Source organism: Rubrivivax soli, assembly GCF_049810355.1.
Lineage (GTDB): Bacteria > Pseudomonadota > Gammaproteobacteria > Burkholderiales > Burkholderiaceae_C > Rubrivivax.
In genome coordinates this window covers 3153703-3171436 of the sequence record NZ_CP187368.1, presented here as the reverse complement: position 1 = coordinate 3171436, position 17734 = coordinate 3153703, and the positions used below count along the sequence as shown (strand labels likewise).

General features: G+C 73.1%; 16 protein-coding genes. 12 read left to right on the top strand and 4 right to left on the bottom strand.

What is annotated here, in order from left to right; translation table 11 throughout:
• Positions 1–75: 75 nt before the first annotated feature.
• The 5 genes from ACPOLB_RS14425 to ACPOLB_RS14405 are packed head-to-tail and all read left to right on the top strand — an operon-like array spanning position 76 to position 5923.
• Positions 76–1341, top strand: coding sequence for a GTP cyclohydrolase II (locus ACPOLB_RS14425; RefSeq protein WP_425256689.1), 1266 nt, complete (start codon positions 76–78; stop codon positions 1339–1341).
• Positions 1334–2587, top strand: a complete 1254-nt coding sequence (locus ACPOLB_RS14420; RefSeq protein ID WP_425256688.1) for a URC4/urg3 family protein — start codon at positions 1334–1336, stop codon at positions 2585–2587. Before ACPOLB_RS14425 ends, ACPOLB_RS14420 begins: the two co-directional genes overlap by 8 nt.
• 9 nt (positions 2588–2596) lie before the next feature.
• Positions 2597–3412 (top strand): helix-turn-helix domain-containing protein, encoded by an 816-nt coding sequence (locus ACPOLB_RS14415; protein WP_425256687.1) that lies wholly within the window; start codon positions 2597–2599, stop codon positions 3410–3412.
• Positions 3413–3429: 17 nt separating this feature from the next.
• Positions 3430–4059, top strand: a complete 630-nt coding sequence (gene upp / locus ACPOLB_RS14410; RefSeq protein ID WP_425256686.1) for a uracil phosphoribosyltransferase — start codon at positions 3430–3432, stop codon at positions 4057–4059.
• A 10-nt stretch (positions 4060–4069) separates the two neighbouring features.
• Positions 4070–5923: a DUF4157 domain-containing protein gene (locus ACPOLB_RS14405; RefSeq protein ID WP_425256685.1), complete on the top strand. Its 1854-nt coding sequence runs from the start codon at positions 4070–4072 to the stop codon at positions 5921–5923.
• Positions 5924–5933: 10 nt separating this feature from the next.
• On the opposite strand, the gene atpE is transcribed toward ACPOLB_RS14405, so the two are convergent.
• Entirely contained in the window at positions 5934–6137 is a 204-nt protein-coding gene (atpE, locus tag ACPOLB_RS14400) for a F0F1 ATP synthase subunit C (protein WP_425261930.1), read from the bottom strand.
• Positions 6138–6337: 200 nt separating this feature from the next.
• Here atpE and ACPOLB_RS14395 point away from each other — a divergent pair, with 200 nt between their 5' ends.
• Both ACPOLB_RS14395 and ACPOLB_RS14390 read left to right on the top strand, forming a co-directional pair.
• Complete coding sequence (locus ACPOLB_RS14395; RefSeq protein WP_425256684.1) at positions 6338–7609, top strand: amidohydrolase family protein; 1272 nt, start codon at positions 6338–6340, stop codon at positions 7607–7609.
• Between the two features lie 72 nt (positions 7610–7681).
• Positions 7682–8299: a glutathione S-transferase family protein gene (locus ACPOLB_RS14390; RefSeq protein WP_425256683.1), complete on the top strand. Its 618-nt coding sequence runs from the start codon at positions 7682–7684 to the stop codon at positions 8297–8299.
• Here ACPOLB_RS14390 and ACPOLB_RS14385 read toward each other — a convergent pair.
• On the bottom strand, positions 8296–9960 hold the full coding sequence (locus ACPOLB_RS14385; protein WP_425256682.1) for an FMN-binding glutamate synthase family protein: 1665 nt from the start codon (positions 9958–9960) through the stop codon (positions 8296–8298). The two genes, ACPOLB_RS14390 and ACPOLB_RS14385, sit on opposite strands and share 4 nt — an antisense overlap.
• Before the next feature lie 98 nt (positions 9961–10058).
• Positions 10059–10979 (bottom strand): alpha/beta fold hydrolase, encoded by a 921-nt coding sequence (locus tag ACPOLB_RS14380; protein WP_425256681.1) that lies wholly within the window; start codon positions 10977–10979, stop codon positions 10059–10061.
• A gap of 155 nt (positions 10980–11134) precedes the next feature.
• On the opposite strand from ACPOLB_RS14380, the gene metX reads away from it, so the two are divergent.
• A complete protein-coding gene (metX, locus tag ACPOLB_RS14375; protein WP_425256680.1) occupies positions 11135–12283 on the top strand; it encodes a homoserine O-succinyltransferase MetX in 1149 nt (382 codons plus the stop codon).
• Entirely contained in the window at positions 12276–12860 is a 585-nt protein-coding gene (gene metW, locus ACPOLB_RS14370; protein WP_425256679.1) for a methionine biosynthesis protein MetW, read from the top strand. Before metX ends, metW begins: the two co-directional genes overlap by 8 nt.
• On the opposite strand, the gene ACPOLB_RS14365 is transcribed toward metW, so the two are convergent.
• Positions 12841–14802: a PAS domain-containing protein gene (locus ACPOLB_RS14365; protein ID WP_425256678.1), complete on the bottom strand. Its 1962-nt coding sequence runs from the start codon at positions 14800–14802 to the stop codon at positions 12841–12843. The genes metW and ACPOLB_RS14365 overlap by 20 nt on opposite strands.
• A gap of 108 nt (positions 14803–14910) precedes the next feature.
• Between ACPOLB_RS14365 and ltnD the strand changes: the two genes are divergently transcribed.
• The 3 genes from ltnD to ACPOLB_RS14350 are packed head-to-tail and all read left to right on the top strand — an operon-like array spanning position 14911 to position 17662.
• The gene (gene ltnD, locus ACPOLB_RS14360; RefSeq protein ID WP_425261929.1) at positions 14911–15777 is read left to right on the top strand and encodes an L-threonate dehydrogenase; all 867 of its coding nucleotides are present in this window, start codon (positions 14911–14913) and stop codon (positions 15775–15777) included.
• Positions 15774–17018 carry a 3-oxo-tetronate kinase gene (gene otnK / locus ACPOLB_RS14355; RefSeq protein WP_425256677.1) on the top strand — a complete coding sequence of 415 codons (1245 nt, stop codon included), beginning with the start codon at positions 15774–15776 and terminating at the stop codon, positions 17016–17018. Before ltnD ends, otnK begins: the two co-directional genes overlap by 4 nt.
• On the top strand, positions 17015–17662 hold the full coding sequence (locus ACPOLB_RS14350; RefSeq protein ID WP_425256676.1) for an aldolase: 648 nt from the start codon (positions 17015–17017) through the stop codon (positions 17660–17662). The genes otnK and ACPOLB_RS14350 overlap by 4 nt, the downstream gene beginning before the upstream one ends.
• Positions 17663–17734 lie beyond the last annotated feature (72 nt).

Sequence of the window (17734 nt, the reverse complement as noted above, 5' to 3'; positions counted from 1 at the left end):
TCTCCAATGGTGTGATGTCAGCGGTGGTCCGTTTCTAGCGTATCTTCGTCCTCTTTGGTCCCAGGATCGTCCCGCATGGCCAACGACGCGAACGTGCCCCCCGCCGCCCGCCACATCCGCCTCACGTCCCATCCGGGCCAGGGGCCGGCCGGGGCGCCGCCGATCCGCTGGGGCGACCCCGACCCCCTGCTGCGCGGGCCGGTGGTCGGCACCACCACGCACCGTGGGCAGCGCAACGTGGTGGGCACGCACAGCGGCAGCTACGGCGTGTACCGCGCGCTGGCGGTGGCCGCCGGCAACCTGACGCGCGGCCACCGTGCCGACCTGACCGACACCGCGCCCACCGACCTGGTCGGCCCCTACCCGCAGTGGGGAAACCCCGAGAAGATCGTCTCGATCGACCCCTGGGGCGCCAGCGTGCAGGCGGTGTATGCCGCGCACCTGTCGCAGGGCTACGACATCCGGCCGACGATCGCCGTCACCAAGGCCCACGTGCACCTGCCCGAGATCAAGCAGGCGCTGGCCTTCGGGCGGCTGGCGGTCGACGGCCGCGTCCTGCTCGACGATGCCAGCGCCGCCGTGACCAAGATCGCGGTCGAACCGGTGTGGTGGCTGCCCGGCGTGGCGCGCCGCTTCAAGGTGAGCGAAGGCGAGCTGCGTCGCGCGCTGTTCGAGGAGACCGGCGGCATGTACCCCGAGCTGGTCACGCGCAGCGACATCGAGGTCTTCCTGCCGCCCATCGGCGGGCAGACGCTGTACGTCTTCGGCGACGTGCGCGACCTCGCCGACCCCGCCGTCACGCTGACCGCGCGCGTGCACGACGAATGCAACGGCTCGGACGTCTTCGGCTCCGACATCTGCACCTGCCGGCCCTACCTCACGCACGCCATCGAGGAGTGCATCCAGGGCGCGCAGCAGGGCGGCGTCGGCCTCATCGCCTACAGCCGCAAGGAAGGGCGCGCCCTGGGCGAGGTCACCAAGTTCCTGGTCTACAACGCGCGCAAGCGGCAGCTGGGCGGCGACAGTGCCGACAAGTACTTCCTGCGCACCGAGTGCGTGGCCGGCGTGCAGGACATGCGCTTCCAGGAGCTGATGCCCGACGTGCTGCACTGGCTGGGCGTGCAGAAGATCCACCGCCTGGTGAGCATGTCCAACGACAAGTACGACGCCATCACCGGCAGCGGCATCGCGGTGGGCGAGCGCGTGAAGATCCCCGACGCGCTGGTGCCGGCCGATGCCAGGGTCGAGATCGAGGCCAAGATCGCCGCCGGGTACTTCACCGACGGCAGCGTGCCCACCGCGGCCGACCTGCAACGTGTGAAGGGCCGTGGCCTTGACTGAATCCCGCGACTTCCTGGCCACGCTGCGCGAGCCGGCGACGATCCGCCTGCGCTGCGCCGCGATCACGCAGTCGGTGGCCGACGGCCGCAGCAGCTTCTTCCAGATCGACCGCAGCCGCCTGCCCGCCGCCGCCGAGCGCGTGGCGGCACTGACGCTGCAGCGCTTCCCCGACCTGCGCATCCCGTTCCACAGCCGCTGGCGCCACTTCGAGGCCGGCGGCGTCGACCGCAAGGCCGAGCTCGACACGCTGCTGCAGGGCCGCAGCGCGGCCGAGGTGGCGCGGGCGCAGATCGACCTCACGGTGGTCAGCGTGCTGCTGGATGCCGGCGCCGGCCCGAGCTGGAGCTACCGCGAAGGCGCGGGGGCCGACGCGCCGACCTACAGCCGCTCCGAAGGCCTGGGGGTGGCCTCGTTCCGCGCCTTCGTCGGCGGCGTCTTCTCCAGCGACGGCGGCCAGCCGCTGCGTGCCGACGGCGCGGCGCTGCACCGCGTGGACGCGGGCACGCTGCGCACGGTGTTCCAGGCCACGCCGGGCAACCCGGTGGTCGGGCTCGACGGCCGCGCCGGGCTGCTGAGCCGGCTGGGCGACACGCTGCTGGCCGAGCGCGCGCGCGACAGCGGCATCGAGGCCCGCCCCGGCCTGCTCTACGACCGCCTCACCGCCGGCGGCCGCAGCACGGTGGCCGCGGCCGAGGTGCTGGGCGCGGTGCTGCGCACCTTCGCGCCGGTGTGGCGCAGCGGCAGCGTCATCGGCGGCCAGCCCGCGGGCGACGTCTGGCCGCACCGCTTCGCCGGCAGCGCCTGCGCCGCCGGCCGCGACACCAGCACGCCGGGCTGGGTGCCCTTCCACAAGCTCAGCCAGTGGCTCACGTATTCCCTGCTCGAGCCGCTGCAGTGGGCCGGCGTGCAGGTCACGGGCCTGGACGCGCTGACGGGCCTGCCCGAGTACCGCAACGGCGGCCTGCTGCTCGACAGCGGCGTCATCGTCGCGCGGCGGCCGCGCGACATGGCCGCGCGCTGGAAGCCGTCGGACGAGTTCATCGTCGAATGGCGCGCGCTCACCGTGAGCCTGCTCGACGAGCTCGCGGTGCTGGTGCGCGAGCGCCTGGGCCGCACGGCCGAGCAGCTGCCGCTGGCCTGCATCCTGGAAGGCGGCACCTGGGGCGCGGGCCGCCAGATCGCCGCCGAGCTGCGCCCGGGCGGCGTGCCGCCGCTGCAGATCGACAGCGACGGCACCATCTTCTGAGGCACTGCGATGGACCGCGCCGCCACCCCCGGTTTCGGCCTGCAGCTGCGCCACTGGCGCCATCGCCGCGGCCTGTCGCAGATGGCGCTGGCGCTCGCGGCCGAGGTCTCGGCGCGCCACCTCAGCTGGCTCGAGGCCGACAAGAGCCAGCCCAGCCGCGCGATGGTGCTGCGCCTGGCCGAGCGGCTGGACCTGCCGCTGCGCGAGCGCAACGGCCTGTTGATGGCCGCCGGCTACGCGCCGATGTACGGCGAGCGTGGCCTGGACGACCCGGCGCTGGCGCCCGCGCGCGGCGCGCTGCAGCGCCTGCTGGACGCCCACGAGCCCGCACCGGCGCTCGCGGTCGACCGGCACTGGAACCTGGTCGCGCACAACCGCCTGGTGCCGCTGCTGCTGCAACACGCGGCCCCGGCGCTGCTGCAGCCACCCATCAACGTGCTGCGCGTGTCGCTGCACCCCGCGGGTCTGGGCGGCATGGTCGACAACCTGCCGGCCTGGCGCGACCACGTGCTGGCGCGGCTGCAGCGGCAGATCGTCGCCAGCGGCGACGCGCGGCTGGTGGCGCTGCACGAGGAGCTGCGCGCGCTGCCCTGCCCGGACCCCGGCCCCCACACCGGCACCGATCCCGCGCCCGGCGACGGCTTCGACGACGTCGCGCAGTCGCTGCGGCTGCACACGCCGCTGGGGCCGCTGTGCTTCATCACCACGCTCACCGTGTTCGGCGCGCCGCACGACGTGACGCTGTCCGAACTGGCCATCGAGACCCTGCTGCCCGCCGATGCCGACACCGCGGCGCGGCTGCGCGACCTGCTGGCCTCCCATTGACCACTGCCCACGACACCATGCGCACCGTCCACCACGTCACCCACCCGCTCGTGCAGCACAAGCTCACGCTGATGCGGCAGAAGGACCGCAGCACCAACAGCTTCCGCCGCCTGCTGCACGAGATCGGCATGCTGATGGCCTACGAGGTGACGCGCGACATGCCGACCAGCCTGGTCGAGATCGAGACGCCGCTGGAGACCATGCAGGCGCCGGTGATCGACGGCAAGAAGACCGTGTTCGTCGTCGTGATGCGCGCCGGCGACGGCTTCCTCGACGGCATGCTGGAAGTGGTGCCGGGCGCGCGCGTGGGCCACATCGGCCTGTACCGCGACCCGAAGACGCTGGTGGCTGTGGAGTACTACTTCAAGATGCCGCACAGCATGCACGAGCGCGACGCCGTGGTGCTGGACCCGATGCTGGCCACCGGCAACTCGGCCGTGGCGGCGGTCGAGCGGCTGAAGGAGACGCGGCCGAAGTCGATCCGCTTCGTCAGCCTGCTGGCAGCACCCGAAGGCCTGAAGAACTTCCACGACCACCACCCCGACGTGCCGGTCTACACCGCGGCCATCGACCGCCAGCTCGACGAGCACGGCTACATCGTGCCGGGGCTGGGCGATGCGGGCGACCGCATCTTCGGCACCAAGTAGCGCCGCTGCCATGGCCCGCCACGCTGCACCCGTCGTTGCCAAGGCCCCGCGTGGCGCCACGCCTGCCGCGCCGCGCTGGCAGTTGCCTCCAGCGGCGCAGCCCGCCGCCCGGCCGCAGCGGCTGGCCTGCGCCTGCGGCGGGCGCTGCCCGCGCTGTGCTGCCGGGGCGGCCGTCACCCGCCCCGGCGACGCGCTGGAAGCCGACGCCACGCGCCGCGCCGCCGCGGCGGCCGACCTGCGCACGCCGCCGGCGCTGGGCCCCAGCGGCGCCGAGCTGCCCGCCGCCACGCGCGACCAGTACGCGGCGCGCCTGGGCGCACCGCTGCACGGCGTGCGCGTGCACCACGACGCTGCCGCGCAGCGGCGCAGCGCGGCGCTGGGGGCGGTGGCCTACACGCAGGGCCGCGACGTGCACCTGGGCCGCGGCGTCCAGGCGCAGCCGGCGCTCGGCGGCCCGGTGCTGGCGCACGAGCTCGCGCACACGCTGCAGCCGGCCGTGCGCGATGGCGGACGCATTGCGCGGCTGGCGCTCGCCGACCTGGCACCGGCGGTGCGGCGGTCGCTGCAGGTCTCGCGCACGCCGCCCGATGCCGGCAACCTGCAGCAGTGGGTCACCGACTACTTCGACCCCGCCAGCGGCACCACGCGCCAGACCAGCCTGACCCCCGACTTCGGCGCCGAGATCACCGACGCCCAGCAGCGCACCGGCCTCACCGCGGTGCTGTCGGAACTCGTGAGCCTGTCGGAGCCCGCACGCACGCCCGACCCCGAGCGCCGGCCGCTGCCGACCGACAGCCTGCTCGACCTGGCGCTGGACCTGCGCCCGCACGGCGGGGAACACGCGGTGGTCCGCTTCGTGCGCTACACCGAGGGCGGCACCGAGAAGCAGCTGATCGAGAAGACCCAGGTGCTGGCCGCCGCGGGCACCACCACCGCCACTCCCGCCGCGGCAGCGCCCGGCACCGCCACGCACACGGGTGCGGTCACGGTCGGCAGCGTGCGCATCGACATCGACACCCGCTTCTCGGCCGACGAAGGGCAGGCCATCGCCGGCGCGGTGGGCCTGCTGCCCGACCTGCTGCGCGCGCGCGTCGACGGCCTGCGCTTCATCGACGCCGGCAGCGGCCAGGGACCCGGCGGCGAGAACGGCCACTACGACCCGGCCATCGACGGCGTGCGCATCTGGGGCGCCATGTTCGACGCCTCGCCGCGCCGCGTTGGCGCGGCCAGCGCCACGGCCTACCAGATCGTGCACGAGATCGGCCACGCCGTGGACCTGCGCCCGCTGCACGCCGCCGAGCGCGCGCGCGCCGCCGCGCAGGAGGCGCTGGACCGGCTGCAGCGCCCGCCGACGCTGGAGATCGACACCAGCGGCGACCCGCTGGCGGGGCTGGACGACACGCCGCGCGCCGACCCCGCGCGCGACGCCGAGATCGCCCGGCTGCGGCAGGAGATCGCCACGCACGACGCCGCGATCGCCACGGCGGCCTCGGTGGCCGGCCACGAGGTGGGCACGGCCGCCGAGTCGATGCTCACGGCCTTCGCCGCTGCGCTGGTCGCCGACGGCGTGACCGCCGTGCCGCGCGCGAAGACCCGCAACGCCGCGATCGAAGCCGCCAACGCCGCGGCCGAGGAGGCGCATGCGGCCGATCCGAGCACGCCCGAGCCGGTGCTGCAGCCGCTGGAGCCGCTGCTCAGCGGCGGCATCACGCGCTACGCCGCCACCGACCTGATGGAGGCCTACGCCGAGCACTACGCGCTGTACGTGCTGGACGAGGCCCTGCTGCTGGCGCTGCGCCCGCACGTGCATGCGTACTTCGCCAGCGCGCAGCCGAAGACCGCACCGCCCGCGGCCACGCCCTGAGCGCAGCCGCCTAGCCTGCGAACGGGTTCGCGGTGGCGAACCACAGCCCGATGCCGGTGGCGATGATGAAGGCGCCGTCGAGCACGCCTACCAGCAGGAAGACCTTGCCCTGCAGCTTGTCCATCAGCTCGGGCTGGCGGGCCGAGGCCTCCAGGTACTTGGCCGCCATCACGCCGATGCCCAGGCACGAGCCGATGGCGCCCAGGCCGATCATGTGGCCCACGGCCAGGGGGGTGAGGTTGATGCTGTCCACGGTGTGCCGTCCTTGTTCATCTGCTTGCAACGTGCCCGATGCTGCCGTCGCAGAGGGGCTGCGTCGATGACCTGGCAGGTCATGGCGGCCGCGGCCCGAGCGGGCCCGAGCGGGCATGCACGCCCCGTGCGCGCGGCCCGCATCGCCCCGATACTGCGGCCATGCTGATCCGCAACGCCACCCTGCCCGACGGCCGCAGCGGCATCGACCTGCTGGTGCAGGACGGCCGCATCGCCGCCGTCGGCCCGCAGCTGCCTGCCCCCGAGGGCGTGCAGGCCATCGACGCCGGCGGCTGGCTGCTGAGCCCGCCCTTCGTCGATGCGCACTTCCACATGGACTCCACGCTCAGCCACGGCCTGCCGCGCGTGAACGCCAGCGGCACGCTGCTGGAGGGCATCGCGCTGTGGGGCGAGCTGAAGCCGCTGCTGACGCCCGAGGCCATCGCCGAGCGCGCGCTGCAGTACTGCGACTGGGCGGTGGCGCGCGGGCTGCTGGCGATCCGCACGCACGTGGACGTGTGCGACGACCGGCTGCTGGCCGTGCGCGCGCTGCTGCAGGTGCGCGAACAGGTGCGGCCCTACCTCGACCTGCAGCTGGTGGCCTTCCCGCAGGACGGCCTGCTGCGTGCGCCGAACGCGCTGGCCAACCTGCGGCGCGCGCTGGACCTGGGCGTCGACGTGGTCGGCGGCATCCCGCACTTCGAGCGCACGATGGCGCAGGGCGCCGAAAGCGTGCAGATCCTGTGCGAACTGGCGGCCGAACGCGGGCTGCGCGTGGACATGCACTGCGACGAGACCGACGACCCGCTGTCGCGCCACATCGAGACGCTGGCCTTCCACACGCAGCGGCTGGGGCTGCACGGGCGCGTCACGGGCTCGCACTGCACGTCGATGCACGCGATGGACAACTACTTCGTGAGCAAGCTGCTGCCGCTGATCGCCGAGGCCGGCGTGCACGTGGTGGCGAACCCGCTGATCAACATCACGCTGCAGGGCCGGCACGACACCTACCCCAAGCGCCGCGGCATGACGCGCGTGCCCGAGCTGCTGGCCGCGGGCGTGAATGTCGGATTCGGTCACGACTGCGTCATGGACCCCTGGTACGCGCTCGGCTCGGCCGACATGCTGGACGTGGCGGCGATGGGCCTGCACGTGGCGCAGATGACTTCGGCCGCCGCGATGCGCCAGTGCTTCGACGCCGTCACCGTGCACAACGCGCGCATCCTGGGCCTGGAGGGCTACGGCCTCGCGCCCGGCTGCCGCGCCGACTTCGTGCTGCTGCAGGCGCGCGACCCGGTCGAGGCGATCCGGCTGCGTGCGCAGCGCCTGCTGGTGGTGCGCGGCGGTGCGGTGCTGGCGCGTGCCGCACCGCTGCACAGCAGCCTGCACCTGCCCGGGCGCCCGGCCGGCGTGGATTTCACGCGACAGCGCTGAGCCCTGCTGCGTCGTGCAGGGGTGCTTCGCTAGAATGAATTCGCACCCTCGCAGTCAGCAATCTGGCCACACATGAAGCTCATCGGTTCACTCACCAGCCCCTACGTGCGCAAAGTGCGTGTCGTGATGGCCGAGAAGAAGCTCGACTTCCAGCTCGATCTGGAAGACGTGTGGGGCAGCGACGCGATGCTCAAGTCCAACCCGCTGGGCAAGGTGCCGTGCCTGGTGCTGGACGGCGGCGAGGCGGTGTTCGATTCGCGCGTCATCGTCGAGTACCTCGACACGCTGAGCCCGGTGGGCAAGCTGATCCCGCCACCCGGCCGCGAGCGCATCGAGGTGCGCACGTGGGAGGCGCTGGCCGACGGCGTGCTCGACGCCGCGATCCTGGCGCGCCTGGAAGCCACCTGGAGCGGCCGCGCCGACGGCGAGCGCTCGCAGGCCTGGATCGACCGCCAGATGAGCCGCGTGCTGACCAGCCTGAAGGCCATGAGCCAGGGCCTGGGCGACAAGCCCTGGTGCGCCGGCAACCACTTCACGCTGGCCGACGTGGCGGTGGGCTGCGCGCTCGGCTACCTCGACTTCCGCTTCCCGCAGATCGACTGGCGTTCGGACTACCCGAACCTCACGCGCCTGAACGAGAAGCTGGTGGTGCGCCCCAGCTTCGTCGACTCGCTGCCGCCCGCGGCCTAGGCAGCCGCGCTGACAGCGGCCGGCTGGAAGCTGTCGCTTCGGGCCAGCGGCCAGTACAGCCTGTAGACGTTGTGCGGCCAGTCGCCGCGGCCCTCGGCGGCCTCTAGCAGCGCGCCGGGCCGCACGAAGTGCAGCTGGTTCGCCAGCAGCTTCACGTCGCCGCCGTCGCTGCGGCGCACGATGTGCATCGCGGTGATGCGGTTGGGGTGCTCCAGCCCCGCGGCCTGCACCAGTTCCTGCAGCGCCGCCAGCGTGTTCTGGTGGAAGCGGTAGACGCGTTCGATCTTGTCGGGCACCACCAGCGCCTGCTGGCGCTGCGGGTCCTGCGTCGTCACGCCGGTGGGGCAGGCGCCGCTGTGGCAGGTCTGCGCCTGGATGCAGCCCAGCGCGAACATGAAGCCGCGCGCCGCGTTGCACCAGTCGGCGCCCAGCGCCATCATGCGGGCGATGTCGAAGGCGCCCACCACCTTGCCGGCGCAGCCGAGCTTGACGCGGTGGCGCAGGTTCAGGCCCACCAGCGTGTTGTGCACCAGCAGCAGGCCTTCCTGCAGCGGCGCGCCCACGTGGTCGGTGAACTCCAGCGGCGCCGCGCCGGTGCCGCCCTCGGCGCCGTCGACGACGATGAAGTCGGGCGCGATGCCGCTGTCCAGCATGGCCTTGGCGATGGCGAACCACTCCCACGGGTGGCCGATGCAGAGCTTGAAGCCGGTGGGCTTGCCGCCCGAGAGCGTGCGCAGCCGGTCGATGAACTGCAGCATGCCCAGCGGCGTGTCGAAGGCGCCGTGGCGCGACGGGCTGACGCAGTCCACGCCCACCGGCACGCCGCGCGCGGCGGCGATCTCGGGCGTGACCTTCGGACCCGGCAGCACGCCGCCGTGGCCGGGCTTGGCGCCCTGGCTCAGCTTGAGCTCGATCATCTTCACCTGCGGGTCGCGCGCGTTGTCGGCGAAGCGCTCGGGGCTGAACGAGCCGTCGTTGTTGCGGCAGCCGAAGTAGCCGCTGCCGATCTCCCAGATCAGGTCGCCGCCGTGCACCCGGTGGTGCGCGCTGATGCTGCCCTCGCCGGTGTCGTGCGCGAAGCCGCCGCGGCGCGCGCCGCCGTTGAGCGCCAGCACCGCGTTGGCGCTGAGCGCGCCGAAGCTCATCGCCGAGATGTTGAAGATGCTGGCGTCGTAGGGCTGGGTGCAGCCGTTGCCGGCGTCGCCGATGCGCACGCGGAAGTCGTGGCCCGTCAGCGAGGTCGGCGCGATCGAGTGGTTGATCCACTCGTAGCCCTCGGCGTGCACGTCGAGCTGGGTGCCGAAGGGGCGCTTGTCGGGTTCGCCCTTGGCGCGCTGGTAGACCAGGCTGCGCTGCGTGCGCGAGAACGGCGCCGCTTCGTTGTCGGCCTCGATGAAGTACTGGCGGATCTCGACGCGCACGAACTCCAGCAGGAAGCGCAGGTGGCCGATGACCGGGTAGTTGCGCAGCACCGAGTGGCGCGTCTGGCGCGTGTCGCGCCACCCCAGGCCGACGAGGAACAGGCACACCAGCGCGACGAAGCCGCCGCTGTCGAAGGCGACCCACGTGAAGCTGGCCAGCAGCAGGCCGACGGCGCTGGCCAGCCAGGCGGTGTAGCGCACGGGAAAGTGCTGGTCGAGCTTGTGCAGCCAGGCGTGCATGCCGGAGCCTCCGAGGCACTGAAGAGCGGCGCATCGTAGCCGCGGGCGTGCGGCCGCGATGCCCGGAACTGCCCTGTCTTGCAGCCTGTTGCGCTTGTTCAGGCGCCGAAGAACTCGCGCAGCGCCGCGGCGGTGGCGCCCGGCACTTCCTCGGGGATGAAGTGGCCGGCGGGCAGTGCGCGGCCGGTCACCGTGGCGCTGCACTGCGCACGCCACAGCGCCAGCGGGTCGAACAGCTGGTGCACCACGCCGCGCTCGCCCCACAGCACCAGCAGGTCGCAGGCGATCTTCCAGCCCGCCGCGCGCGCGGCGCGGTCGTGGTCGAGGTCGATGCCGGCCGAGGCGCGGTAGTCCTCGCAGGCGGCATGGATGGCCTCGGGCGTGCAGAAGTTGCGCTCGTACTCGGCCAGCGCCTCGGGCTCGATGTAGCCGGTGCCGCCGGCGCCCCAGCCGCCCAGCTTGGCACGCAGGTAGGCCGGTGCGCAGCCGCCGATCATCGTCTCGGGCAGCGGATGCGGCTGGATCAGGTGGAACCAGTGGTAGTAGGCCCGCGCGAAGCGCATGTCGGTGGCGTCGTACATGTCCAGCGTGGGTGCGATGTCGATCACGCACAGCTTGTGCACCGCGTCGGCATGGTCCAGCGCGAGCCGGTGCGCCACGCGTCCGCCGCGGTCGTGCCCCACCAGCCCGAAGCGCGTGTGGCCCAGCTGCCGCATCAGCGCCACGAGGTCGGCCGCCATCGTGCGCTTGCTGTAGTTGGCATGGTCGGCGCTGCCTGCCGGCTTGTCGCTGCGGCCGTAGCCGCGCAGGTCGGGCAGCACCAGGCGGAAGTGCGGCGCCAGCTGCTGCGCCACGCGCTGCCACAGCACGTGGCTCTGCGGGAAGCCGTGCACCAGCAGCAGCGGCGGCGCGCCGGCACGGCCGCCGCTGCGCAGGTGCAGGCGCACGCCGCCGACATCGACGTCGGCGGCCTCGAAGCCGTGGAACCAGGGCGTCGTGGCAGACGTCGCGGCAGGCATGGGAGCAGGCGTCGAAGGCATGGCACCAGCATAGCGCGCTGGCTATACTTCGCGCCCTCAGCGCCGATTTGATCCGAATTGCGGGCGCTCTAACAAATGCCGCTAAAGCTGGACGCCATGACCCGGTGCCCGCTGCTGCGGTGCCGGGTTTCTTCATGGCCTCGATCGGAAGCGTCACCGCCCAGAGCCTGCACTTCAGCGAACCGCTGCCGCTGCGCAGCGGTGCCGTGCTGCCCGCATACACCCTGGTCTACGAGACCTACGGCACGCTCAACGCCGACAAGAGCAACGCCGTGCTCGTGTGCCATGCGCTGAACGCCAGCCACCACGTGGCCGGCGTCGACGAACACGGCGCCACCGGCTGGTGGGACAACCTGGTCGGGCCCGGCAAGCCGCTGGACACCGACCGCTTCTTCGTCATCGGCGTCAACAACCCCGGCTCGTGCTTCGGCAGCACCGGGCCGATGCACGTGAACCCCGCCACCGGCCGCGTCTGGGGCGCCGACTTCCCCGTCGTGACGGTGGAGGACTGGGTCGACGCGCAGGTGCGGCTGATCGACCGCCTGGGCATCGGGCAGCTCGCGGCGGTGCTGGGGGGCAGCCTGGGCGGGATGCAGGCGCTGGCCTGGACGCTGCGCCACCCCGAGCGCGTGCGCCACTGCGTGGCCGTGGCCACCGCGCCCAACCTGAGCGCGCAGAACATCGCCTTCAACGAAGTGGCGCGGCGCGCCATCGTCACCGACCCCGACTTCCACGGCGGGCACTTCTACGCCCACGGCGTGGTGCCGCGGCGCGGGCTGCGCGTGGCGCGCATGATCGGCCACATCACGTACCTCAGCGACGACGCGATGGAGCAGAAGTTCGGCCGTGAGCTGCGCGCCGCGGAGCTGGGCTACTCGACGCAGGAGATCGAGTTCCAGATCGAGAGCTACCTGCGCCACCAGGGCGACAAGTTCAGCGCCTACTTCGACGCCAACACCTACCTGCTGATCACGCGCGCGCTCGACTACTTCGACCCCGCGCGCGCGCACGGCGGCGACCTGGCGCGCGCCTTCGCGGTGGCGCGCGCCAACCGGTTCCTGCTGGTGAGCTTCACCACCGACTGGCGCTTCTCGCCGGCGCGCAGCCGCGAGATCGTGAAGGCGCTGGTCGACAACCGCATCGACGCCAGCTACGCCGAGATCGCCGCGCCGCACGGACACGACGCCTTCCTGCTCGACGACCCGCGCTACCACGCGGTCATGCGCGCGTACTTCGACAAGGTGGCCGCACCCGCCGGCCCGGCAGGAGCGCGCCATGTCTGAACGCCGCGACATGGAAGTCATCGCCGACCTCGTGCCGGCCGGCAGCCGCGTGCTCGACCTCGGCTGCGGCAGCGGCGAGCTGCTGGCGCACCTGCAGCACACCAAGGGCTGCACCGGCTACGGCGTGGAGATCGCCGATGCCAACGTGCAGGCCTGCGTGCAGCGCGGCGTCAACGTCATCCAGCTCAACCTCGAGGACGGCCTGGCGCTGTTCGAGGACCGCAGCTTCGACGTCGTGCTGCAGCTCGACACGCTGCAGCACCTGCGCAACACCGAGCACATGCTGCGCGAGACCGCGCGCGTGGGCCGCATCGGCATCCTGAGCTTCCCGAACTTCGCCCACTGGCCCAACCGGCTGCGCGTGGCCAGCGGCCGCATGCCGGTGACGCGCGCGCTGCCCTACGAGTGGTACGACACCCCGAACATCCGCGTCGGCACCTACGCCGACTTCGAGGTGCTGGCCCGCAAGAGCGGCCTGCAGATCACCGACAGCTTCGGCCTGCAGGCTGGCCGCGTGGTGCGGCGCTGGCCCAACCTGCGCGCCAGCGTGGCGGTGTTCAGATTCGAGCAGCGCTGATGTCGGGCGGCTCGGCCGGCCCTTGCGATCCGGCATCGGCCACGCCGGTCTTCAACGTCACGCTGAACACCGAGCCCTGACCCGGCTTGCTGTGCACGGTGATGGCGCCGCCCATCGCCTCCACCAACTGCTTGGCCAGCGCCAGCCCGAGGCCGGTGCCGGCCACCGGCGAGTGCTGGGCGCCGGCGCGCTCGAACGGGGTGAACAGGCGCGCCAGCTGCAGCGTGTCCATGCCCTGGCCAGTGTCGCTGACGCTGAGCGTGACGACGTCGCCGAAGCGCGCCGCGCCCACCAGCACCTGGCCGCCGGGGCGGTTGTACTTGATGGCGTTGGACAGCAGGTTGCTCGCGACCTGCTTCAGCCGCGTCGGGTCGCCCTGCACCGACAAGGGCTCGGCCGGCAGCGCGTCGACGAAGCGCAGCCCGGCGGCATGCGCCTCGGCGGCGTGCATGGCCCAGGCCTCCCGCAGCAGCTGCGCCAGGTCGACGGCGGTGCGCGTGAACTGCAGCTGGCCGGTCTCGGCGCTCGACAGGTCGAGCAGGTCGTTCACCAGCGCCAGCAGGTGGCGGCCGCTTTCCAGGATGGTCTGCACCCACGCGCGCTGGCGTTCGTTGCCGGCCTGGTCCATCTCCAGCAGCTGCGCGAAGCCGATGATGGCGTTCATCGGCGTGCGCAGCTCGTGGCTCACGCGCGAGAGGAAGGCCGACTGCGCCTTCTGCGCCGCCGCGCCGCGGTCGCGTTCCTGGCGCAGCGCTTCGGCTTCCTTGCGCGCGCTGATGTCGGTGTGGGTGCCGATCATGCGCAGCGGCTGCCCGGCGGCGTCGCGCTCGATCACCATGCCGCGCGACAGGATCCACTTCCAGCGCCCGTCGCTGCAGCGCATGCGGTGCTCGTTCATGTACGACGCGGTGCGGCCGCTGAAGTGGGCCTCGCGGTCGGCCTGCATCTGCGCGCGGTCGTCGGGGTGGGTCAGCGCGTCCAGCGCCTCGGGCCGGTCGCGGTGCGCCTCGCGGGTCAGGCCGTACATCTCGAGCAGCCGTGCCGAGACCACCTCGCGGCCGCGCGCGATGTCCCAGTCCCAGACGCCGTCGCCCAGGCTGTCCAGCGCCAGCGTCCAGCGCTCCTCGCTGCCGCGCAGGGCCAGCTCGGCCTGCTTGCGCGCGCTGATGTCCATCATCACGCCGACGCGGATGTGGCCCTGCGCGTCGCTGGCCACCGACGAGGCCGCCAGCTGCACCCACTTCTGCGTGCCGTCGGCCAGCACGATGCGGAACTCGGTCTGCACCGGCTGCCCGCTGCGCCGCGAGGCCTCGGTCTCCAGGCTCACGCGCAGGTGGTCGGCGGGGTGGTCGAAGCTGCGCAGCAATTCGCCGTCGGCCAGCACGTCCTCGGGGCGCACGCCGTACAGCGCCTGCACGCCTTCGCTGACGAAGGTGAAGCGGCGCGTGCCGTCCGGGGCCACGTGCAGCCGGTAGACCACGCCGGGCACGCGTGCCGCGATCTCGCGCAGCTGCTGCTCGCTGCGCTGCAGCGCCGCCGCAGCCTCGATGCGCTCGGTGACCTCCTCGACCGTGCCTTCGTAGTACAGCAGCCGGCCCTGCGCGTCGTGCACGAGGTGGGCGGTCTCGCTGACCCAGATCAGGCGCCGGCTCACGAGCAGCCGCACCTGCGAGACGAACGCGCGCACCTGCCCGTCGCGGAACAGCAGCGCACGGAACTGGTCGCGGCGGGCCGGGTCGACGTACCAGTCGCTGTCGATGGACTGTGCGCGTGCGTGCAGTTCGTCCTCGCTGGCGCAGTCGTTCAGCCGCACCAGGGCCGCGTTGGCGCGCAGCAGCCGGCCGTCGGGCTGCGCCCGGTAGGCGCCGATGGGCAGGAAGTCGAACAGCGAGGCGAAGCTGTCGTCCAGGGCCGCTGCGGGTGGGTCGTCGCGGGAGCGCATGCCCCGATTGTCGCGTGGCCGTTGCGGCCTACACTGCCCGCACCAACCGGCCAAGGAGACAGCTTGAACGCGACGCAGCACACCGTGGGCCTGATCGGCCTGGGCGCCATGGGGCGCGGCATGGCGGGGTCGCTGCGGCGCGCCGGCCTGCCCGTGCAGGTGTTCGACGTGCGCCCCGGCGCCGCCGAGGACTTCGCCCGCGAGGGCGGCACCGCCGCACCCAGCGCAGCGGCCCTGGCCGCCGCCTGCCGGGTGGTGGTGTCGGTGGTGGTGAACGCGGCGCAGACCGAGGACCTGCTGTTCGGCAGCGGCGGCGTCGCCGCGGCGATGCAGCCGGGCGCCGTGTTCGTGATGTGCAGCACCGTCGACCCGAACTGGAGCATCGCGCTCGAGGCGCGGCTGGAAGCGGTAGGCCTGCAGTACCTCGACGCCCCCATCTCCGGCGGCGCCGCGAAGGCCGCGGCGGGCGAGATCACGATGATGACCGCCGGCCGCCCGGCCGCCTACGCCGTGGCGCAGCCGGTGCTGGACGCGATGGCCGGCCGCGTCTACAAGCTCGGCGACCGCGCCGGCGCCGGCAGCAAGGTGAAGATCATCAACCAGCTGCTGGCCGGCGTGCACATCGCCGCCGCCGCCGAGGCGATGGCGCTGGGGCTGCGCGAAGGCGTGGCCGCCGACGCGCTGTACGAGGTCATCACGCACAGCGCCGGCAACAGCTGGATGTTCGAGAACCGCATGGCGCACGTGCTGGCCGGCGACTACACGCCGCTGTCGGCGGTGGACATCTTCGTCAAGGACCTGGGCCTGGTGCTCGACACCGCGCGCGCCAGCAAGTTCCCGCTGCCCCTGAGCGCCACCGCGCACCAGATGTTCATGCAGGCCAGCACGGCCGGCTTTGCCAAGGAAGACGACAGCGCGGTGATCAAGATCTTCCCGGGCATCACGCTGCCGGGCAGGCCGGGGCAGGCGCCATGACGCTGAAGCTCGGCTGCATCGCCGACGACTTCACCGGCGCCACCGACCTCGCCAACAACCTCGTGCGCGCCGGCATGCGCGTGGTGCAGACCATCGGCGTGCCCGACGCGCCCGTGCCCGACGTCGACTGCGTGGTGGTGGCGCTGAAGTCGCGCACCAACCCGGCGGCCGAGGCCGTGGCGATGTCGCTGGCCGCCGCGCGCTGGCTGCGCGCGCAGGGGGCGGCGCAGCTGTACTTCAAGGTCTGCTCCACCTTCGACAGCACGCCCGCCGGCAACATCGGCCCGGTGGCCGAGGCGCTGCTGGCCGAGACCGGCGCGCGCTTCGCCATCGTCACGCCGGCCTTCCCCGAGAACGGCCGCACCGTGTTCAAGGGCCACCTCTTCGTCGGCGACGTGCTGTTGTCGGACAGCCCGATGCGCCAGCACCCGCTGACGCCCATGACCGACGCCAACCTCGTGCGCGTGCTGCAGGCGCAGGTGCGCAGCGCACGCGTGGGGCTGGTGGACCACCGCGCGCTGGCGCAGGGCGAAGACGGGCTGCGCGCGCGCTTTGCCGCGCTGCAGGCCGAGGGCGTGGCGCTGGCGATCGCAGACGCGGTGAGCGACGATGACCTGCGGCTGCTGGCGCGCGCCGCGCGCGCGCAGCCCGTGGTGGTCGCCGGCTCGGGCCTGGCCATCGGCATCCCGGCGCTGCACGGGCTGGCACCCAGCGCCGCGGCGGCGCAGCTGCCGCCGCCGCGTGGTGCACGCGCCGTGGTGTCGGGCAGCTGCTCGGCGGCCACCAACGCGCAGGTGGCGGCGTTCACCGGCCCGCGCCTGGCCATCGACCCGCTGCGGCTGGCGCAGGGCGAGGACCTCGTCGCCCAGGCGCTGGACTGGGCGCGGCCGCTGCTGGGCGCCACGCCGGTGCTGGTGCACGCCACCGCCGAGCCCGCCGCGGTGCAGGCGGTGCAGCAGCAGCTGGGCGCGGCACGCGCCGGCGCGCTGGTGGAAGATGCGCTGGCGGGCATCGCCGCCGGGCTGGTGCAGGCCGGCGTCGGTCAACTGGTGGTGGCCGGCGGCGAGACCTCGGGCGCGGTGGTGCAGCGCCTGGGCGTGCAGGTGCTGCGCATCGGGCCGCAGATCGACCCCGGCGTGCCCTGGTGCCATGCCGCCGTGCACGGCGGGCTGCACCTGGCGCTGAAGTCGGGCAACTTCGGCGGGCGCGACTTCTTCGAACGCGCGTTCGGGCTGCTGTGAGCACCGCCGCGCTGCGCGAGGAGATCTGCCGCGTCGGCCAGTCGCTGTTCGCGCGCGGCTACGTGCACGCCACCGCCGGCAACATCAGCGTGCGGCTGGACGACGGGGGGTTCCTGATCACGCCCACCGACGCCTGCCTGGGCACGCTGGACCCGGCGCGGCTGGCCTGGGTGGACGCCGCCGGCGTGCAGCAGTCGGGCGACCGCGCCAGCAAGACGCTGGCGCTGCACCGGCGCATCTACGCCGCCGCCCCCGCTGCGCGCTGCGTGCTGCACACGCACAGCACGCACCTGGTGGCGCTGACGCTGCAGGGCGTGTGGAGCGCCGACGCCATCGTGCCGCCGATCACGCCGTACTGCGTGATGAAGGTCGGCCCGGTGCCGCTGATCCCGTACCACCGCCCCGGCGACCCGGCCGTGGCGGCGCTGGTGGCCGAGCGCATCGCCGCGCGGCCGGGGCTGCGCGGCGTGATGCTGGACCGCCTGGGCCCCACCGTGTGGCACGCCAGCCCGGCCGCGGCCAACGCGGTGCTGGAGGAGCTGGAAGAGACGGCGCGGCTGTGGCTGCTGTGCCAGCCGAAGCCGGCGCCGCTGGACGCCGCGCAGCTGGCCGCGTTGCAGGCCGCCTTCGGCTGCACCTGGTAGCGGCGCGGGCCGCGGCGCCGGCGGTCGGCGCGGCCGCTGAAACACACGAAACAAACGCGGCCGCGGGGTCGC

What these genes read in the sequence shown, in the direction of transcription:
- ACPOLB_RS14425 (WP_425256689.1), top strand. Translation starts at nt 76, where the DNA reads ATGGCCAACGACGCGAACGTGCCCCCCGCCGCCCGCCACATCCGCCTC.
- ACPOLB_RS14415 (WP_425256687.1), top strand. Translation starts at nt 2,597, where the DNA reads ATGGACCGCGCCGCCACCCCCGGTTTCGGCCTGCAGCTGCGCCACTGG.
- upp (WP_425256686.1), top strand. Translation starts at nt 3,430, where the DNA reads ATGCGCACCGTCCACCACGTCACCCACCCGCTCGTGCAGCACAAGCTC.
- ACPOLB_RS14405 (WP_425256685.1), top strand. Translation starts at nt 4,070, where the DNA reads ATGGCCCGCCACGCTGCACCCGTCGTTGCCAAGGCCCCGCGTGGCGCC.
- atpE (WP_425261930.1), bottom strand. Translation starts at nt 6,137, where the DNA reads ATGATCGGCCTGGGCGCCATCGGCTCGTGCCTGGGCATCGGCGTGATG.
- ACPOLB_RS14395 (WP_425256684.1), top strand. Translation starts at nt 6,338, where the DNA reads ATGCTGATCCGCAACGCCACCCTGCCCGACGGCCGCAGCGGCATCGAC.
- ACPOLB_RS14390 (WP_425256683.1), top strand. Translation starts at nt 7,682, where the DNA reads ATGAAGCTCATCGGTTCACTCACCAGCCCCTACGTGCGCAAAGTGCGT.
- ACPOLB_RS14385 (WP_425256682.1), bottom strand. Translation starts at nt 9,960, where the DNA reads ATGCACGCCTGGCTGCACAAGCTCGACCAGCACTTTCCCGTGCGCTAC.
- ACPOLB_RS14380 (WP_425256681.1), bottom strand. Translation starts at nt 10,979, where the DNA reads ATGCCTGCCGCGACGTCTGCCACGACGCCCTGGTTCCACGGCTTCGAG.
- metX (WP_425256680.1), top strand. Translation starts at nt 11,135, where the DNA reads ATGGCCTCGATCGGAAGCGTCACCGCCCAGAGCCTGCACTTCAGCGAA.
- metW (WP_425256679.1), top strand. Translation starts at nt 12,276, where the DNA reads ATGTCTGAACGCCGCGACATGGAAGTCATCGCCGACCTCGTGCCGGCC.
- ACPOLB_RS14365 (WP_425256678.1), bottom strand. Translation starts at nt 14,802, where the DNA reads ATGCGCTCCCGCGACGACCCACCCGCAGCGGCCCTGGACGACAGCTTC.
- ltnD (WP_425261929.1), top strand. Translation starts at nt 14,911, where the DNA reads ATGGGGCGCGGCATGGCGGGGTCGCTGCGGCGCGCCGGCCTGCCCGTG.
- otnK (WP_425256677.1), top strand. Translation starts at nt 15,774, where the DNA reads ATGACGCTGAAGCTCGGCTGCATCGCCGACGACTTCACCGGCGCCACC.